The 16,824-nt window shown below is 70.8% G+C and carries 16 protein-coding genes and 2 tRNA genes; 8 read left to right on the top strand and 10 right to left on the bottom strand.

Annotated features, from left to right (window positions below; translation table 11 throughout):
- The first annotated feature begins 28 nt into the window (after nucleotides 1-28).
- The 5 genes from ACGFK0_RS12625 to ACGFK0_RS12605 all read left to right on the top strand — a co-directional run bounded on the left by ACGFK0_RS12625 (nucleotide 29) and on the right by ACGFK0_RS12605 (nucleotide 4,776).
- Nucleotides 29-1,270 (top strand): DUF3566 domain-containing protein, encoded by a 1,242-nt coding sequence (locus ACGFK0_RS12625; protein ID WP_392903711.1) that lies wholly within the window; start codon nucleotides 29-31, stop codon nucleotides 1,268-1,270.
- A gap of 67 nt (nucleotides 1,271-1,337) precedes the next feature.
- Nucleotides 1,338-1,414, top strand: a tRNA-Ile gene (locus tag ACGFK0_RS12620).
- A 1,153-nt stretch (nucleotides 1,415-2,567) separates the two neighbouring features.
- On the top strand, nucleotides 2,568-2,801 hold the full coding sequence (locus tag ACGFK0_RS12615) for a hypothetical protein (RefSeq protein WP_392903710.1): 234 nt from the start codon (nucleotides 2,568-2,570) through the stop codon (nucleotides 2,799-2,801).
- Complete coding sequence (locus tag ACGFK0_RS12610) at nucleotides 2,758-3,675, top strand: AraC family transcriptional regulator (RefSeq protein ID WP_392903707.1); 918 nt, start codon at nucleotides 2,758-2,760, stop codon at nucleotides 3,673-3,675. The genes ACGFK0_RS12615 and ACGFK0_RS12610 overlap by 44 nt, the downstream gene beginning before the upstream one ends.
- A gap of 183 nt (nucleotides 3,676-3,858) precedes the next feature.
- Nucleotides 3,859-4,776, top strand: coding sequence for a DMT family transporter (locus ACGFK0_RS12605; RefSeq protein ID WP_392903704.1), 918 nt, complete (start codon nucleotides 3,859-3,861; stop codon nucleotides 4,774-4,776).
- A gap of 115 nt (nucleotides 4,777-4,891) precedes the next feature.
- Here ACGFK0_RS12605 and ACGFK0_RS12600 read toward each other — a convergent pair whose 3' ends face one another.
- Nucleotides 4,892-5,683 carry an SDR family NAD(P)-dependent oxidoreductase gene (locus tag ACGFK0_RS12600; protein WP_392903701.1) on the bottom strand — a complete coding sequence of 264 codons (792 nt, stop codon included), beginning with the start codon at nucleotides 5,681-5,683 and terminating at the stop codon, nucleotides 4,892-4,894.
- Between the two features lie 17 nt (nucleotides 5,684-5,700).
- Complete coding sequence (locus tag ACGFK0_RS12595) at nucleotides 5,701-5,910, bottom strand: hypothetical protein (RefSeq protein ID WP_392903699.1); 210 nt, start codon at nucleotides 5,908-5,910, stop codon at nucleotides 5,701-5,703.
- 229 nt (nucleotides 5,911-6,139) lie between these two features.
- Here ACGFK0_RS12595 and ACGFK0_RS12590 point away from each other — a divergent pair, with 229 nt between their 5' ends.
- From ACGFK0_RS12590 to ACGFK0_RS12580, 3 genes are all read left to right on the top strand, one after another.
- Nucleotides 6,140-6,259, top strand: a complete 120-nt coding sequence (locus ACGFK0_RS12590) for a DLW-39 family protein (protein ID WP_392903696.1) — start codon at nucleotides 6,140-6,142, stop codon at nucleotides 6,257-6,259.
- Between the two features lie 22 nt (nucleotides 6,260-6,281).
- On the top strand, nucleotides 6,282-6,638 hold the full coding sequence (locus ACGFK0_RS12585) for a hypothetical protein (RefSeq protein ID WP_392903694.1): 357 nt from the start codon (nucleotides 6,282-6,284) through the stop codon (nucleotides 6,636-6,638).
- A gap of 117 nt (nucleotides 6,639-6,755) precedes the next feature.
- Nucleotides 6,756-6,828 (top strand) — tRNA-Ala (locus tag ACGFK0_RS12580).
- A gap of 560 nt (nucleotides 6,829-7,388) precedes the next feature.
- Here the strand turns inward: ACGFK0_RS12580 and ACGFK0_RS12575 are convergent.
- The 8 genes from ACGFK0_RS12575 to ACGFK0_RS12540 form a co-directional block, all read right to left on the bottom strand.
- Nucleotides 7,389-7,874: a hypothetical protein gene (locus tag ACGFK0_RS12575; RefSeq protein ID WP_392903692.1), complete on the bottom strand. Its 486-nt coding sequence runs from the start codon at nucleotides 7,872-7,874 to the stop codon at nucleotides 7,389-7,391.
- Nucleotides 7,871-8,176 carry a hypothetical protein gene (locus ACGFK0_RS12570; RefSeq protein WP_392903690.1) on the bottom strand — a complete coding sequence of 102 codons (306 nt, stop codon included), beginning with the start codon at nucleotides 8,174-8,176 and terminating at the stop codon, nucleotides 7,871-7,873. The genes ACGFK0_RS12575 and ACGFK0_RS12570 overlap by 4 nt, the downstream gene beginning before the upstream one ends.
- A gap of 45 nt (nucleotides 8,177-8,221) precedes the next feature.
- Entirely contained in the window at nucleotides 8,222-9,961 is a 1,740-nt protein-coding gene (gene cydC, locus ACGFK0_RS12565) for a thiol reductant ABC exporter subunit CydC (protein ID WP_392903687.1), read from the bottom strand.
- A gap of 46 nt (nucleotides 9,962-10,007) precedes the next feature.
- Nucleotides 10,008-11,663: a thiol reductant ABC exporter subunit CydD gene (gene cydD, locus ACGFK0_RS12560; protein ID WP_392903685.1), complete on the bottom strand. Its 1,656-nt coding sequence runs from the start codon at nucleotides 11,661-11,663 to the stop codon at nucleotides 10,008-10,010.
- Complete coding sequence (gene cydB / locus ACGFK0_RS12555; protein WP_392903682.1) at nucleotides 11,660-12,676, bottom strand: cytochrome d ubiquinol oxidase subunit II; 1,017 nt, start codon at nucleotides 12,674-12,676, stop codon at nucleotides 11,660-11,662. The genes cydD and cydB overlap by 4 nt, the downstream gene beginning before the upstream one ends.
- A 14-nt stretch (nucleotides 12,677-12,690) precedes the next feature.
- The gene (locus ACGFK0_RS12550; protein ID WP_392903680.1) at nucleotides 12,691-14,112 is read right to left on the bottom strand and encodes a cytochrome ubiquinol oxidase subunit I; all 1,422 of its coding nucleotides are present in this window, start codon (nucleotides 14,110-14,112) and stop codon (nucleotides 12,691-12,693) included.
- Between the two features lie 138 nt (nucleotides 14,113-14,250).
- Nucleotides 14,251-15,540: a hypothetical protein gene (locus tag ACGFK0_RS12545; RefSeq protein ID WP_392903678.1), complete on the bottom strand. Its 1,290-nt coding sequence runs from the start codon at nucleotides 15,538-15,540 to the stop codon at nucleotides 14,251-14,253.
- Between the two features lie 15 nt (nucleotides 15,541-15,555).
- On the bottom strand, nucleotides 15,556-16,818 hold the full coding sequence (locus ACGFK0_RS12540) for an ATP-grasp domain-containing protein (protein WP_392903675.1): 1,263 nt from the start codon (nucleotides 16,816-16,818) through the stop codon (nucleotides 15,556-15,558).
- Between the last annotated feature and the right edge of the window lie 6 nt (nucleotides 16,819-16,824).

Raw genomic sequence — 16,824 nt, 5'->3', positions numbered from 1 at the left:
GCACCGAGCCGATAGGCCAGGAGGACACGTGAGCACCGAGCCCGGCAAGAGCAAGGGCGGGCCCGGCGCCGGTGGGGCCGGCGCGGGCGGATCCGGCAAGAAACCCGGGGCCAAGCCGGGCGCCAAGCCCACCGGCAAGCCGGGCAAGACGGTGGCCGCCGCGTCCGCGAAGTCGAGCCGGGACGAGACGACCGTCGAAATCAACTCCCCCGACACCGACGCCGACACCGACACGGCCGCGTCCGAGCCAGGTACCGCGCCTGAGTCCGGCACGGGCTCGGGCACGCCGGCGTCCGACACGGAGGAGACCAGGACCGACATCGCCTCCCTCAAGGACGAACCGGTGAAGGGCGCCGAGTCGTCCGCATCGGATATCGCCCCGGTCAAGGACACCACCGAGCCGCCCAAGGACAGGGACTCCACGCCGGCGAGCCCGCCGCCGGGCAAGCCCGCGGTCCCGAAGGCCGCCGCCCCCGCGGTCCCGGCACCGGCGTCCTCGGAAACCGCCCCGGCCACCACCGGTTCGGCTTCGGGCCCCGCTTCCGGTTCTGGGTCCCGTCCCGCCTCCGGTTCTGGGTCCCGTGCCGCTTCCGGTTCGGGTTCTGGGTCCCGTCCCGCTTCCGGTTCTGGGGCCCGTTCGGGTTCCGGCTCGGCGGGCTGGGCCAAGCCCGCCGAACCGTCCGGTTCCGTTTCCACAGGTCGTACGGAACAGCCCGCCAAACCGTTCAACTCGGGCAGCCCGTCACCGGCCGCGGGCAACTCGTCCGGCGCCGACAGGGGCGACTCCGGCCGGTCGAACCGCTCGAGCTTCGCGAGCACCGTCCTCAAGAACCGCCCGTTCGCATCGGCGGCGCCCGCGAACTCCTCGTCCAAGACCGCCACCCCCGGCAAACCGGCGCGCAAAGCCCAGCTCCAGCTCGCCCGGCTCGAACCGTGGTCGGTGATGAAGTTCAGCTTCGTCATGTCCGTCGTCTGCTTCGTCATCCTCCTCGTCGCCGTCATCGTTCTCTACGCGATCCTGGCCGGCCTGGGCGTGTTCGACGCCATCAGCGACACGATCAACAGCCTCACCAGGGAGCAGGGCGAGACCACCGGGAGCGTCGATGCGGGCAACTGGTTCTCCTTCTTCCGCATCTTCGGCTACACGGTCCTCGTGGGCGCCCTGAACGTCCTGCTCATCACCGCCCTGACCACCGTCGGCTCCGTCATCTACAACCTCGCGGCCGACCTCGTCGGCGGCGTCGAGGTGACCCTCAAGGAGGCCGAGTAATCGATTTCCGGTTGCCGCGCCAGATGGGGTAACCTCTCGTTGCGCCGCCGGACCAGCGGCACAACCCGGGCCTATAGCTCAGTCGGTTAGAGCGCATCCCTGATAAGGATGAGGCCGGAGGTTCAAGTCCTCCTAGGCCCACCAGTAATCCCAGTTCAGAGGCCGGTTCCGCGTCCAGCGGACCCGGCTTCGAGATTTTTGGCACTCCGGTGGCACTGGGATCCCACACCACCGGGACGCACCAGCCAACATCCCGCGTCCGGAAATGTGTCGCCTGTGGCCGCGCCGAGATGCGTTGCGAAGCCTAGTTCGACGATGTCAAGCCACAGGCAGGCCCGGCCGTCGGCGATCACCGGCTCCGCGCTGCCGCCCTGGCCTCTCCGGTTGACCGCGTATCAACCCACGGCACCGTTCGATCACTCGACTCGCGAGATCAGCCATCGATCTTCGGGGATCATCGCCGGGTGGCCACGCAGGTCAGGGGTGGGTTATCCCGAGATGGAGAGTGTTTTTCCACAGGTTGTGGATAGCGCGGGCCCGGCAGATCGAGATCTGTTGGCTGCGATCATGCACACATCATCCTCTCCCGTGTCGTTCGGATGTGCTGCGAGCCGTTGTGCGGCTTGGGGATGCACCTGGGGATTCATGGTGGGCTGCTTGTCCACCGGTGTCGCCGGGTTGTGGAGGCGGATTGCCCACAGGGTGTGAACTGACTGTGGGCAACGACCCGCCCAGGGGCGCTTCCTTGCTGGTCAGCGGCTTTTCCACGACGTGGACAACTGGTCGCCGAGGTTGGGGGCAAGCTGGGGAAGAATGGTGGACGCTGGAACCGGCGGCCGTACCCAGGGTGTGCACACCGGTTATCCACAGGTTGTGGATTCCCTGCATCGCCGTCCGTCCGCGAGGATGCTGAAGTCGTCGGTGTCCACGTTGGCGCTCGAATCGTGGAAAGACCTGCTGTTCTGGGGATTTCCCTGTGGATGCGGCCTTCTGGAGCACCTGCCGGCGGGGGGAGGGAGGTGTGTGCGGATGGCGTCCCCAGCCTGTGGATAGAGAGCGGGCGGCGGTGCCTCACCGATGGCTTTTCGCGGCGGTGGGATGAGGGCGGTGGCGTTCTCCGTTGGTCTGGACATGGGCCATGCCTTCCGGCTGAATACCGGTATGACGTCGAGTGCCGCGCCACGCCCGGCGGTGTGCGGCCGCGGGTGCGTGCGAAGGCCTGAGTCCGGCGTCCACAAGGTCCGGAGACCCCTTCTGGCCTGCGAACACCAGTTCGAATGCGTGCTACGCTCGCCGAATGGGGCACTTGCTGAACGAGCCGGTCCGCGCAGAGCACGACCCGGCGGGACGTCTCACCGCCTACGAGTGGCGGGGATCGCGCTACGCGGTCGACGAGGTGCTGAAGACCTACGGGACCGCCCAGGAGGGCCGGGTCTACAGGGTCCGCGTCACGGGCGCCGAGGGAGTGGCCGTCGCGGAGCTCGGCCGTGACGAGGATCGCTGGCGGCTCCGGCACGTCTTCTCCGCCTGACCACGGGGTCGCCCCCGTCGACCGGACCCTCTGGACGCGGGTCGACGGGATTCAGGGGACCTCGCTCGACCTGCTGACGGCCCGGATCGCCCGCCGGCACTACGCGCCGCACATCCACGCCGAATACGCCATCGGGGTCACGGTCGACGGCCTGGAGACAATGCGCTACCGCGGCGAGAAGATCTACTCCGGCGCGGGCAGCGTCGTCGTGATCGAACCGGGAGAGGCGCACACCGGCGGCCCGGCCCGTCCCGAAGGCTTCGCCTACATGTGCGTCTACCCGGACGCCGAGCTGCTGGGCGCCGCGATGGCGGCCGACGCGGGCCGGGCGCAGGTGCGGCCGCACTTCCGGGAACCGATCATCGACGATCGGCGGCTGGGCGAGGCGCTGCGCCTCGCCCACCACGCCCTGCGGCTCGGTGAGGACCCGCTGGAGGGCGAGTCGCGCCTGCTCGGCGTCCTCGGCACGCTCGTCCGGCGGCATGCGGGGCCGGGCCCGGGAACCGTCCCGGGACGCCGCCGGACCGACGCCGGACGGATCGCACGCGCCGTCGCGACCCGCCTGTCGGACGAGCTGCTCGCCACCCCGACCCTCACGGAGGTCGCCGCCGACCTGGAGCTCTCGCGCTACCAGCTGCTGCGCGCCTTCAGCGAAGCCGTCGGCATGCCGCCGTACGCGTGGCTCGCTCAGCACCGGGTGGCCAGGGCCCGCGCCCTTCTGGACGCGGGGCACCGCCCGGCGGAGGCCGCGACGCTCGTCGGGTTCGCCGACCAGGCGCATCTCACACGCTGGTTCCGGCGAGTCGTGGGCGTGACACCGGGCGCTTACCGCAACAGCGTTCAAGACAGCGCCCCCCGCCGCCGCGCATCCTGAACTCGTCCACCCGTTTCGCAGGCCGGGGGTGTGCTGGGCGGTCTCTCCGGCTCTCCGGCGGACGTGTGTGCCGGGTCGGTGCGACTGGCCGGAGTCCGTGCCGGCCGGTCTCGTCGGGCCGGGGGTGTGCCGGCGGGATGGCGGTGGAGTGTTGTCGGGCGGAGGGGAACGGGGAGGTCGGAATTGAGCCGGCGTGGCTGGATGCTGTTCGTGCTGATGGGTGTGCTGTGGGGCGTCCCCTATCTGATGATCAAGGTGGCGGTCGAGGGCGTCTCCGTACCCATGGTGGTGTTCGCGCGGACCGCGCTCGGCGCGGCCGTGCTGCTGCCGCTGGCGATCCGGGGCGGGCGGTTCGACGTGGTCCGCCGCCACTGGCGTCCGCTGCTGGCGTTCACGGCGGTCGAGATCCTCGGCCCCTGGGCGCTGCTGTCGGACGCCGAGAACCGGCTGACCAGTTCCATGACGGGGCTGCTGATCGCCGCCGTCCCGATCGTCGGGGTCGTGCTGGCCAGGCTCACCGGCGACGCCGAGCGGCTCGGCCCGGCGCGCTGGGCGGGGCTGCTGGTCGGGCTGGCCGGCGTCGGCGTGCTGGCCGCGCCGCACCTCGGCGGCGGCAGCGCATGGGCGGTCGGCGAGGTCATGCTGGTCGTGCTCGGATACTCGATCGCGCCGATGATCGCCATGAAGCGCCTCCAGGACGTTCCGAGCCTGCACCTGGCCGCGTACGCGCTCGCCATCGCCGCCCTCGTCTACACGGGACCGGCGATCTACACCTGGCCGGAGTCGATGCCGAGCGGGCAGGTCCTGGCCGCGCTCATCGGCCTCGGCCTGGTGTGCACGGCGCTCGCGTTCATCGTGTTCTTCGAGCTCATCCGGGAGGTCGGCACGTCCAGGGGGATGGTGTTCACCTATGTGAACCCGGCCGTCGCGGTCGCCGCCGGGGTGGTGTTCCTCAGCGAGCCCCTCACCGGGACGATCATGGCGTCGTTCCTGCTGATCCTCGGCGGTTCCGTCCTCGCGACCGTGCGCCGGGCCCCGGCGCCCGCGCGGGCGGCTCCGGTCGGCGACGCCTCCGCCGACGCCGAGGGCGCCCGGGCCTAGCGACTCGGCCGGGCAGGGAGCCCTGCCGTCCCGTCCGGTGGACGCCGTGCCCGTTCGCGGCCCCGCCGATCAAAAGGCGACCGCCCGGAACGCCACGTGCGGACCGGGCTGGTCGCTAGCGTTTGCCGCGCTGTCCGTCGGCGAGGCCGCGGGAGACGCGGGACCCGCCCGCCCGCCGCTGCACGGCCGCCGAGAGGACGGGTGCGACCCCGCCCAGCCTGGCCCCGAGCCGCAGCCCGAGCGGCGCCACGTCGATCTCCGCGATGTTCCTCTCGACGGCCCGGACGGTCGCCCGCGCCACGTCCCGCGGCGACTTCGTACCGACCCCCTTGGGCAGCGTGACCCCGGTGTCGGCGAACATGCCCGCGTCCCGGATGAAGCCCGGGAACACCGTCGACACGCCGACGCCGTGCGGCCGCAGGTCCTCCCGCAACGCCAGCGCGAAGCCCCGCATGCCGAACTTCGTCGCGTTGTAGAGGGACGCGTGGCCGGACGCGGTCTTCCCGGCCAGCGACGAGACGAACACCAGATGCCCGCGGCCACGATCGGCCATTCGCTCGCCCGCGAGCTTCGCCATCACGATCGGTGCGCGCAGGTTGACGTCGAGCGCCCGGTCGATCTCGTCGATCGAGTACTCGTCCAGCAGCCCGGACGCCGGCAGCGCCGCGTTCGCCACGAGCACGTCCACCCGGCCCGCCTCGTCCAGCAGCCGCTCGACCGCCGCACGATCCGCCAGGTCGGCCACGATGGACCGGCCGCCGAGCCGCTCGGCCAGCGGTTCCAGCACGTCCGCCCGCCGCCCCGTCAGGACGACCTGCCCACCGCGTTCGGCCAGCGCCGTCGCCAGTGCCCGGCCGATCCCGCCGGTCGCCCCGGTCACCAGGACGTTCGCTCCACGCAGCTCCATGGCGAGATCATGGCGGATCACATCCCGATCCGCCACAGCAGCAGAATGATCGACGCGAGCACCAGCCCGGCCGTGCCCAGCGAGACCTCACCCATCGCGATCATGGCGGTACATCCCGTCGCGATCACACCCGCGGTCAGTACCATTCCCCGGCCTCCGGACGGCTCGTCTTCCGGCGCGCCCAAGTCGAACTCGCGTTCCCAGCGCCGGAAGTCGTCGTCCGCCATCGGCTCTCCCGAAGGGTCGTCCCACCGGATTATGAGGCCGCCCGGCCGTCCCGGCGAGATGGCGCGGACGTGACAGCACCCGCACCGAGATTGGACGGCGGGTCCGATAACGGTGTGGGGTGCGGAACGACCATGAACGATTGCTAGGCTGCGAGGAGCCTGGGAAGCAGACGCTGATGCGAACGAATCCCGGGTTTTGACTTCATAGTCGAGGTGAAGGGGTCCCACCGTGAAGAAGCTGCTCATTCTCGCCGTTGTCGCTCTCGGTGGCTTCGCGGTCTGGCGTCGGCTGCAGCAGGATCGCGCCGAGCTGGACCTGTGGAACGAGGCCACGTCGTCCGACGGCTGAGACGCCGGCGATAGGCCCCGGCGTGAACGAAGCAGACCCGATCACCGTCGCCTGCCTCGATCTCGCCGGGACCACTGTCGCGGACGGAGACGCCGTCCACACCGCCTTCGCGGAGGCGATCGCCGCCCTGGGGATCGTCTCCGGCGCGGTGCCACATGAGCGTGCTCTGGCCCGCTTCCACGATTCGCGCGGCGAATCGAAGATCGACATCTTTCGCTCGCTCTTCGACGAGCCCCGCGCCCAGGCCGCGAATTTCGCGTTCGAGCGTTCCTATGGCCGGCTCGTTGACCGGCATGGCCCGAGACCCGTGTCCGGCCGCCGCTCCGGCGCGTCCATCGTCGCCGACGTCCTCACCGGCGCCCACGACGAGGCCGCCTGACCGCCGCCGGCGTCACCCATATCCTCCCCAGCGTCGCCGCCCTCCCGGACCGTCTTCTCCCCGCCCCCGTCGGTGCCACGGCGGGCGCCGACCACGGGTAGGCTTGTCCCGCCGCACGGGGCCTTAGCTCAGTTGGTAGAGCACTGGCTTTGCAAGCCAGGTGTCAGGGGTTCGAATCCCCTAGGCTCCACCCACCAAGAAGCCCAGGTCAGAACCGAACTTCCGACCTGGGCTCCTGCTTTTCACGATCTCTACTTTCCGTGCCCGCTCGCAAGGTGATCAAGGGGCTCGCGGAGCTCGGACGGGGCCGCGTAGGGCGGATATGTGCAGACCAGGCCTGGGCGCCGGAGTCGAGCGGGGGCTGGTCTCAACCAGGACACTGCTGGAGCGGCATGAGTAATTCTCCCTTGTCGGCCCTGACTTGGGGAGCGAGGATGATCGCATGTGGTGGCTGGTCCTCGGATTCTTGGCCCTTCTGCTCGCCTACGGCGTGGTTTTCGACTGGCGTCTCCGCCGGCGGGGGCATCGGCTGCGAGACGGTGCGGCGCTGACGGCCGAGACTCGGGAGAACCGTCGCGACATGCGCGCATGGGACAGAGGCTCCCAAGGACACAGTGGAGCCGATTTGTCTTGGACGGACGAAGCGCGGCGTCGCCGTGACCGATGACCGATGACCGATGGCGCGGGCTCCCGCGCCCGTCACGCTGTCAACGACGGCCATGCCCGCCGAGGAGGTCGGCGGCGGCTCGGTCAGATGCGCTCGATGACGATGTCCGCGTTGTCGAGGGTCGCGGCGTAGGCGGCCAGGTCGCCGGGATCGCTGGTGACGATGAGGGCGGGGATGTGCAGCGCGGCGGTCACCACGACGAGCGCGTCCACGGCATCCGGGCGCTTCTTACCCGGGGGCACGGCCTTGGCGAGCATCGCGCCGGCTCGCTTGTACGAGTCCAGAGTGGCGGCCTTCGAGCAGGCCACACACCCCGCGTTCGCAGCGTACTTCCCCTGGACAGGCGCCGCGGCACCTCGCGCTTGGGGGACGGTGCAGTCCCGGAGGTATCCGCTGAACGCGTGGACGGTCTTGGGGTCGGGCCGCCATGCCTGTGCCAGGACCGGACCGATGATGACGGGCCTGTGAGGCGCGGCACGCAGGCCATGGTGCAGTACCAGGGCTACCCTGTCGCCGCTCAGCATGGCGAGCAGCATGCCGGTGTCGTAGACGACGGTACGGGCGCTCATGCGACGTCGGCGCTGTCCGAGCCGAGTGCCGAGGAGAGGATCCTGCGGACCTGCGCTTGCTCTTCGGACGTCAGTTCCTCGAACGCGGGCGGGCTGGAAGGTTGAATCGCCTCATCCAGCGCCGCGGCGTTGTCGGTGTCCAATGGGACGAACACGGCCGCCGCCGCGTCGTCCGCAGCCATCTGAGCCGTGGCGGCGGCGACCAGGTAGCCGGAGACGTCCATGCCGGCGGCTTCAGCGTGGACCTTGATCGCCGCGTGAACCTGCGGATCCGCCGAAATGCTGAACCTCATGTTCGCCATGGCTCTAACGTAACATGCCGTATGACGATTGGTGCCGGGCACCTTCTACCGTGGCCGGGCGGGCTCGGCGGTGCGTTCGCGGTGCCACAGGGACCGGTAGATGCCGGGGCGGGAGAGCAGGTCCGCGTGGGTGCCGCGGTCGGCGACGCGGCCCTCGTCGAGCACGATGATCTCGTCGACGGCGTCCAGGCCGGCGAGGCGGTGGGTGACCAGCAGGGTCGTCCGGCCCTCGGTGGCGGTGAGGAGGTCGGCGGTGAGGGCGTCGGCGGTCGCGACGTCGAGGTGCTCGGCGGGCTCGTCCAGCAGCAGGATCGGGAAGTCGGCGAGGAGGGCGCGGGCCAGGGCGATGCGCTGGCGCTGGCCGCCGGAGACCTGGGCGCCGTGCTCGCCGACGTGGGTGTCGAGGCCCCGAGGCAGGGCGTCGACCCAGTCGAGGAGGCGGGCGCGGCGCAGGGCGTCGCGGATCTCGGCGTCGGTGGCGGAAGGGCGAGCCAGGCGGACGTTCTCGCCGATCGTCGAGTCGAACAGGTGGGCGTCCTGAGCGCAGAGGCCGATGACCTGGCGGACGTCGTCGCCGGTGAGGGCGCGGAGGTCCACACCGTTGAGCGTCGCCCTGCCGCCGGCGGATTCCAGGAAGCGCAGGAGGACGGCGGTGAGCGTCGTCTTGCCGGAACCGCTCGGCCCGACGATCGCGCAGCGACGGCCCGGGGTCAGGTCCAGGGAGATGCCGTCGAGGGCGTACGGTCCGGTGGGCGTCCACCGGGCTCGCAGGTTCTCCACCGAGAGGGTGTAGGGGGGCGCAGGCGGTGGTGTGGGGTCGGCCGGGTCTCTGACAGGTTCGGGGCTGTCCAGGACGGCGAAGATGCGCGAGGCCGAACGGCGGACACGTTCCATGTACTGGGCGGCCAAGGGCAGCCCGGCCACGACCTCGAACGCGGCCAGCGGCAGCAGGACGACCACGGCGAGCAGCACCCCGTCGAGCGTTCCCGAGCGGACGGCGGGGACACCGACGGCGAGGCTGCCCCACACGGCCAGGCCTCCGGCGAGGGCGGAGATGGCGGCGCCCGCGCCCGCGGTGGCGGCGGAACGCGCCGTGGCGCGGGTGAAGTCGCCGTCCAGCCGGGTGGCTTCGGCGAGTTGGGCGGGGGCGGCGCCGTAGGCGATGAGTTCGGGTGCGCCCTGGAGGGTGTCGACCACATGTGCGGTGAGTTCGCCGCGCAGGTCGGTCGTCCGCCGCTCGGCACGCCGTGCCATGGCGGCCGACAGCCAGGGCGCGACGACACCTGCGAGCAGCAAGGCGAACAGGAGGACGGCACCGGCCGAAGGGAGCAGCGCCCAGGCGAGACCGACGGAAGCGCCACCGACGACGGCGGCGACCGTGCAGGGCAGCAGGACCCGGAGAAAGAGGTCCTGGACGGCGTCGACATCGGCGACGAGCCGGTTCATGAGGTCGCCGCCATGGAAGGAGGGCAGCCCGCCGGGCGCGAGCCGTTCCAGCCGTTCGTACACACGCGCGCGCAGATCGGCGAGGATCCGGAACGTCGCGTCATGCCCGGCGAGGCGCTCGATGTAGCGGAACACGCCGCGTCCCAGGCCGAACGCGCGGACGGCGACGATCGCGACCATGAGCGTCAGCACCGGCGGATGCTGCGCGGCGCGCGAGATGAGCCACGCCGAGGTCGCCATCAGCCCCACGCCGCTGCCCAGGGCCAGCACACCGAACAGGACGGCGATGACGAGCCGCCCCCGAGCCGGCCGGGCAAGTTTCAGGAGCCGGAGGATCATGCCGCCACCTCCACGGACGGGGTGTGCGCCGCGGCGCGGCGGGCGGTCATGTCGTCACCGTCGCGGGTTCGATGTGGACGACGCGGTCGGCCAGGGCGGTGAGGGCCGGGCGGTGGGCGACGAGGATCACGGTGCGGGTGGCCGCCAGGCGGCGGACGGCGTCGATGACGGCGGCCTCGCTTTCCGCGTCGAGGTTCGAGGTCGGCTCGTCCAGCAGGAGGAGCGGCGCGTCCCGCAGGAACGCACGCGCGAGGGCGATGCGCTGCCGCTGGCCGGCGGACAGGCCGAGGCCCCGCTCGCCGAGGGGCGCGTCGAGGCCGCGGGGCAGGGCGTCGATGAACTCCAGCGCGTTGGCGGCGTCCGCCGCGGCCCGGACGTCGGCGTCCGTCGCGTCCGGGCGGCCGAGGCGGATGTTGGCGGCGACCGTCCCGGCGAACAGGTGGGGGCGCTGCGGCACCCACGCGATGCGGGCGCGCCAGGCGTCCGGGTCGAGGTCGGCGAGGTCGTCCCAGTCGGCCAGGACGTGCCCGGAGTCGGGCCGGACGAAGCCGAGGAGCACGGCGAGGACGGTGGACTTGCCGGCCCCGCTCGGCCCGGTGAGCGCGACGGTCTCCCCCGGGTGGACGGTGAGGGAGAAGCCGTCGAGGGCGGGGACGTCGCGTCCGCCGTAGGCGACGGTCACGCCGTCCAGGCGGAGCGTGGCGTGCGCCAGGTCGGGGACGTCGGTGCGCGTGCCGGAGGGCGGTGGCGGCGTCTCGATCACCTCGAAGATCCGCCCGGCGGCGGTGAGGCCCTCAACGCTCGCGTGGTACTGCGCGCCGACCTGCCGCAGCGGGAGGTACGCCTCCGGCGCGAGGATCAGGACGAGCAGCGCGGTCTCCAGGCCCATACCGCCCTCGACGAGACGCAGTCCGATGGACACGGCGACGAGGGCGACCGAGAGCGTCGACAGCAGCTCCAGGACGAGCGCCGACAGGAACGCGATCCGCAGCGTCGACATGGTGGCCCGCCGGTGCCGGTCGGTGACCTCGCGGATCTTCGCCGCCTGCGCCCGCGCCCGGCCGAAGATCTTCAGTGTGGGCAGCCCGGCGACGACGTCCAGGAAGTGCGCGGCGAGGACGGACAGCGTCCGCCACTGCCGGTCCATCTTCCGCTGGGTGGTGAGGCCGACGAGGATCGCGAAGATCGGGATGAGCGGCAGCGTCACGGCGATCGTGACGGCGGACAGCCAGTCGCCGAACAGGATGCGCGCGCCGACGGCGGCCGGGACGATCACGGCGAGCACGAGTTGCGGCAGGTAGCGGGAGAAGTAGTCGTCGAGCGCGTCGATGCCGCGGGTGGCGAGGGTGGCGAGTTCCCCGCTGCGTTCGCCGGACAGCCAGCGCGGGCCGAGCAGCAGGGAGTGCGCGAGCAGCCGGCCGCGCAGCTGCGACTTGACCGCGGCGGACGAGCGGTGCGCCGCGACCTCCTGCAGCCACGCCACGAGGGTCCGCCCGGCGACGGCGGCGAGCAGGAGCAGCATCGGGGTGCGCAGGTCGCCGAGGGACGCGCCGCCGAGGAAGACGCGGGTGAGCATGTCGGCGAGCAGCGTCGCCTGCGCGATGATCAGCCCGGCGGTGGCGGTGCCGAGCGCCACGGACGACAGAAGGAAGATCCGTGTCGTCCGGGCGTACTTCAGCAGCCGGGGATCGAGGGGTTTCATTTCACGGGCTCGGGTTTGCGGGCGGGGATGTGGGACGTGCCGATGCGCTTGCGGAACACCCAGTACGACCAGCCCTGGTAGATCAGCACGATCGGGGTGAACACCGCCGCGACCCACGTCATGATCTTCAGCGTGTAGGGGGTCGAGGCCGCGTTCTCGGTGGTCAGGCCGGTCGCGGCGCCGAGGGTGGACGGCATGACGTCCGGGAACAGCGCCGTGAACAGGGTCGCGACGGCGAGCACGATGGCGGTTCCGGTGCCGATGAACGCCCAGCCTTCGCGTCCCCGCGCGTTGGCGAGGCCGGCCGCGACCAGCCCGGCGGCGGCGCCCCCGGCGGTCAGCCAGGTCACGGGCTTGCCGTGCTCGATCTGTGTGATCAGCAGGAAGCCGCCGCCGGCGGCGATCGCCGCGACGACGGCGACGTTCGCGACGCGGCGGGCCTGGACGCGGATGTCCCCGGACGTCTTGAGCGCGAGGAACACCGCCCCGTGCAGGACGAACAGGATCATCGTGGTGAGCCCGCCGAGCAGCGCGTACGGGTTGAGCAGATCGACGAGCGTCCCGGTGAACTCGTGGTCGGCGTCCAGCGGCACGCCGCGGACGATGTTCGCGAACGCGACGCCCCACAGGAACGCGGGGACGAGGCTGCCCCAGAAGATCGCCTTGTCCCACCGCGCGCGCCACCGCGCCTCGTCGCGCTTGCCGCGGTACTCGAACGCGACACCGCGGACGATCAGGGCGAGCAGGATCAGCAGCAGCGGCAGGTAGAAGCCGCTGAACAGGGTGGCGTACCACTCGGGGAACGCGGCGAACATGGCGGCGCCCGCGACGATGAACCACACCTCGTTGCCGTCCCAGACGGGCCCGATGGTGTTGATGACGACGCGGCGTTCGACGTCGTCGCGGCCGAGCACCGGCAGCAGCATGCCGACGCCGAAGTCGAATCCCTCCAGGAAGAAGTAGCTCGTCCACAGGAAGGCGATGATGATGAACCAGACGGTGGTGAGTTCCATGACCGGCGGCCCTCTCAGTAGGCGAACGCGAGCGAGCGCTCGGAGTCGGAGTCGTCGTCATCGCCGTCGGAGGACGGCGAGGGCAGCACCTCGTCCTCCGAGGGCGGTCCGGCCTTGGCGTACTTGAGCATCAGCCCGGCCTCGATGACCATCAGGACGCCGTACAGCACGGTCAGCGAGACGACGGAGATGAGCATCGAGCCGGCGCCGACGCCCGGGGAGACGCTCGCCGACGTCTTCAGGACGCCCCACACCGACCAGGGCTGCCGCCCCATCTCGGTGAAGATCCATCCGGCGGAGTTGGCGATGAACGGGAGCGTCAGCGACAGCATGCCGATCCGGTACACCCAGGGGCCGGACGGCAGCCGCCCGCGCCGCAGCAGCCACAGCCCGCCCAGCGAGATCAGCGCGGTGAGGAGACCGGCCCCGACCATGATCCGGAAGTTCCAGTAGGTGACGGGGATCACCGGCCGGTAGTCGCCGGGTCCGTGCGCGGCCTCGGCCTGCGCCTGGAGGTCGTTGATGCCCTGGACCTCGCCGTCGAAGCTGCCGGTGGACAGGAACGACAGGATGGCCGGCACCTTGATCCCGAAGATCTCCTCCTCGCCGTCCAGCGTCCCGACGGTGAACACCGACAACCCGGCGGGCCGTTCGGTCTCGTAGATGGCCTCGGCGGCGGCCATCTTCATCGGCTGCTGCTCGGTCATGACCTTGCCCAGGGTGTCGCCGCTGATGGCGACGCCGATCGAGGCGACCGCGGTGACGGCCAGCGCGAGCTTCAGCGACGGGCGGAACACCTCCACGTTCTTGCGGCGGGCGAGGTGCCAGGCGCTGACGCCGGCCATGAACATGCCGCCGGTGACGAACGCGGCGGTGACCGTGTGCGGGAACGCGGCGAGGTGCGTCGGGTTGGTCAGCACGGCCCAGAAGTCGGTGAGTTCGGCCCGTCCGGTCTCCTCGTTGATGCGGTAGCCGACGGGGTGCTGCATCCAGGAGTTGGCGGCGAGGATGAAGAACGCCGACAGCACGGTGCCGATGGAGACCAGCCACATGCACATCACGTGGAGGACCTTGGGGAGCCGGTCCCAGCCGAAGATCCACAGCCCGAGGAAGGTCGACTCGACGAAGAACGCGAGCAGTCCCTCGATGGCGAGCGGCGCGCCGAAGACGTCGCCGACGAACCGGGAGTAGTCGCTCCAGTTCATGCCGAACTGGAACTCCTGCACGATCCCGGTGACGATCCCCATCGCGAAGTTGATCAGGAAGAGCTTGCCCCAGAACTTGGTGGCGCGGAGGTAGGCCGTCTTGCCTGTTCGGATCCACGCCGTCTCCAGGCCCGCGACCAGCGCGGACAGCCCGATCGTCAGCGGGACGAAGAGGAAGTGGTACACGGTGGTGATCCCGAATTGCCACCGTGCGATGTCGACAGGATCCATGGGCGCGGGCCTCTCACGACTATCTACTACAAGCTGTAGTACTACGTTTCGCTAGACATACTACGAGCTGTAGTACTACGGAAAGTCGTTGACTGCGTCACACGCCCCGGGACGCCGTACGCCCGGCCCGGACTCCCGTCAGTAGTGGAACGCCGAGGCGACCTTCGCGCCCTTGCTGCCCAGGTTGACCACGGACGTGCCGCCGGACGGCACCGCACGGCAGGACGCGCCGCCGTACTCCTCCGGGAAGACGAACAGGCCCCAGACGACCAGCCAGTCCTGGACCGCGCCGCTCGCCGGATCCATCACCGGCTCCCGGACCGGGACGACGCGCCGCTGGACGATGTGGTCCCGGTCCAGGCAGTCGGAGATCGTCTCCGCCCATTCACGGTCGGTCTGGTCCCAGCCCGCGTGGATGCCCCGGCCCGCCAGGCCCGCGAACGGCTTGAGGATCAGCTCCTCCCGTTCGGCGCGGACTTGCTCGACCAGGCCGGGGGTGAGGGTCCGCGTCCACGGCAGGATCCGCTCGATCAGGGCGTTCTCGTCCGGGGTCAGATCCCCGCACAGGTCCGGGTCGGAGATCAGCGGCAGGCAGCTCTTGTAGGAGAGCATGGTGCTCGACAGGGGAGTCCAGAGGACGACCTTCCCGTCCTCGTGGGCGCGCATGACGGTCTCCGCGTGGACGTCGTTGCGCGGGTCGCGGGCAAGCTGGTTGACGGAGTAGTACCGCAGGACGAGGTCGATCGGACGGCCGTGCAGGAACAACCGGCCGCCCTTCACCTCCACCTGGTCCACCTCGCCGAGCAGCAGCTCGATCCCGCACCGCTTCATCGTCTCCTGGAAGGAACGGTGCAGCGGCTCGTACGCCATCAGCCCCCCGATCGCCTCCAGGGTCGCGACGACCGGCGCCTCCTTCTGCGTCGCCCGGACGAACTGACGCGCGATGGCCGCGGGCGTGTCGACGTGGGACAGCCCGTGCTCGCCCGCGAACTCGGCGAACTCCGGGTGGGCGAGGAGCACCCGGTTGACCTCGCTGACGTCGACGCCGCCGAGTTCGCTGCCGATGTTGAACTCCAGCAGCCGGAACCGCGTCCCGTCGTCGTAGAGGTCGGCCCGCCCGTACAGATGCGGCTCGCCGCCGAGGGCGGTCATGAGCGCGGTGCGCCGCTCGTCGGCGCCGATCGCGGCGCAGAACTTGCGCCGGTCGCCGTCGAACAGCCGGTCGGGCAGGGACGCCATCAGCGTGAACAGCCCGGCGAGGTCGGCCGCGGCGCGGCGGGTCCGGCCCTCCTCGGAGAACAGGGGACGCGGCAGCAGATACTTTTCCCACGCCTCGGTGAACACCGCCGGAAACTCGGCTTCCGCCATGACATCGCGCAGGCCGCCGCCCTCCGTGGCGCACGCGGCCAGGTACTTCTCGGTGACCATCTGCGGGCCTTTCCGTCAGGCGTCGGGGTCGACGATCAGGTCTTTCTCGATCTTCCGGATGGCCTCGCGGTCGGCGTGGATCTGACTCGCGTCCTCGTGGGCGAGGATGATGTAGCCCATCGTCATGCTGGCGAACAGGTCCGTGCTGGCGTCCACGTGGTCGCCGGTGCCGACCACGTGCACCGGGGAGTGGTAGCTCGGCAGGTCACGGGCCTGGTCGTAGATCTCCGCGTTGCGGACGACGCCGGTGGAGTGCGACATCAGGAACACCGCCGTGACGTTGCGCCGCAGCGTGTAGCCGGGCGGCATCTCCGGGCCGAGACCGCGGCACACGTCCACGATCCGGGTGACCTGGCTCTCCCCCGTGGCGATCTCGGTCACCGCCGGGTTGCCCGCACCGGCCAGGCGCGCGTTGACCTCCAGCAGCCGCGGGCCGTCCGGAGTCATCATGATCTCGGTGTGCGCCGCCCAGTTGCGCAGCCCCACCGCGTCCAGCGCGCCGAGCCCGTAGTCGATCAGCTCGCCGTAGGCGTCGGTGTCGTAGGGGAGCCACTCGACGTAGTCGTACACCGCGATGCCCTCGCCGAACGGCACCCGCCTGTACTTGATCATGTCGGTGATCGAGTGCCGGCCGTCGTGGCTGACGGTGTCGATGGCGTACTCGGTGCCGGTCATCATCTCCTGGACGAGCACCTCCTCGGCCAGCACGTCCAGCTTGTCGCGGGTGCCGAGCATCGCGCCGAACAGCTCGCGCCAGCCCTGCCCGCCGGGCGCGCGGCTCACCCCGACGGTGCCGGCGCTGGTCGGCGGCTTGACGACGAGGTCCCGACCGGCGAGCCCCTCGCGCTCGATCCACGCGGCGACCTCCTCCGGGTCGGTGGTGGAGATCTGCCGGGGGACGGGCAGCCCGGCGTCGGTGAGCGCCTGGTGCATGAGGTACTTGTGCCGCCGGGCGTCGACGAGTTCGGCGACGTTGGAGAACTCGGGCGCGAGCGCGTCCGAGCACTCCTGCGCGAGCCGCAGCGCCGCCTCGACGCCGGGGATGACCGCGATCGGCTTCAGCCCGCCGAGCCGCGCGACGGTCCCGGCCATGTCGCCGTGGTGGTTGACGACCGCGTCATAGTTGCCGGGGTCGTGCGAGGAGTGCAGCGGGGCCAGCGAGGGCCCCGTGTAGTCCATCACCGCCACCGGGCTGAACCCCGCCTTCCGCAGCGCGGGGGCGACCATCGCCGCCGAGGTGAAGGGCCTCACGATCGCCACGACTGGTCTGTTCATCATGTTCAC

It is taken from the genome of Spirillospora sp. NPDC048823 (assembly GCF_043198445.1).
GTDB lineage: Bacteria > Actinomycetota > Actinomycetes > Streptosporangiales > Streptosporangiaceae > Spirillospora.
Note: the sequence above shows the minus strand (reverse complement) of the source record. Positions and strands in the feature narration are given on the sequence as shown.

Coding starts and splice junctions, on each gene's coding strand:
- ACGFK0_RS12595 (WP_392903699.1), bottom strand. CDS start 5,910: ATGGCGGACGACGACTTCCGGCGCTGGGAACGCGAGTTCGACTTGGGC.
- cydD (WP_392903685.1), bottom strand. CDS start 11,663: ATGAAACCCCTCGATCCCCGGCTGCTGAAGTACGCCCGGACGACACGG.
- ACGFK0_RS12550 (WP_392903680.1), bottom strand. CDS start 14,112: ATGGATCCTGTCGACATCGCACGGTGGCAATTCGGGATCACCACCGTG.
- ACGFK0_RS12570 (WP_392903690.1), bottom strand. CDS start 8,176: ATGGCGAACATGAGGTTCAGCATTTCGGCGGATCCGCAGGTTCACGCG.
- cydC (WP_392903687.1), bottom strand. CDS start 9,961: ATGATCCTCCGGCTCCTGAAACTTGCCCGGCCGGCTCGGGGGCGGCTC.
- ACGFK0_RS12615 (WP_392903710.1), top strand. CDS start 2,568: ATGGGGCACTTGCTGAACGAGCCGGTCCGCGCAGAGCACGACCCGGCG.
- ACGFK0_RS12575 (WP_392903692.1), bottom strand. CDS start 7,874: ATGAGCGCCCGTACCGTCGTCTACGACACCGGCATGCTGCTCGCCATG.
- ACGFK0_RS12545 (WP_392903678.1), bottom strand. CDS start 15,540: ATGGTCACCGAGAAGTACCTGGCCGCGTGCGCCACGGAGGGCGGCGGC.
- cydB (WP_392903682.1), bottom strand. CDS start 12,676: ATGGAACTCACCACCGTCTGGTTCATCATCATCGCCTTCCTGTGGACG.
- ACGFK0_RS12540 (WP_392903675.1), bottom strand. CDS start 16,818: ATGATGAACAGACCAGTCGTGGCGATCGTGAGGCCCTTCACCTCGGCG.
- ACGFK0_RS12600 (WP_392903701.1), bottom strand. CDS start 5,683: ATGGAGCTGCGTGGAGCGAACGTCCTGGTGACCGGGGCGACCGGCGGG.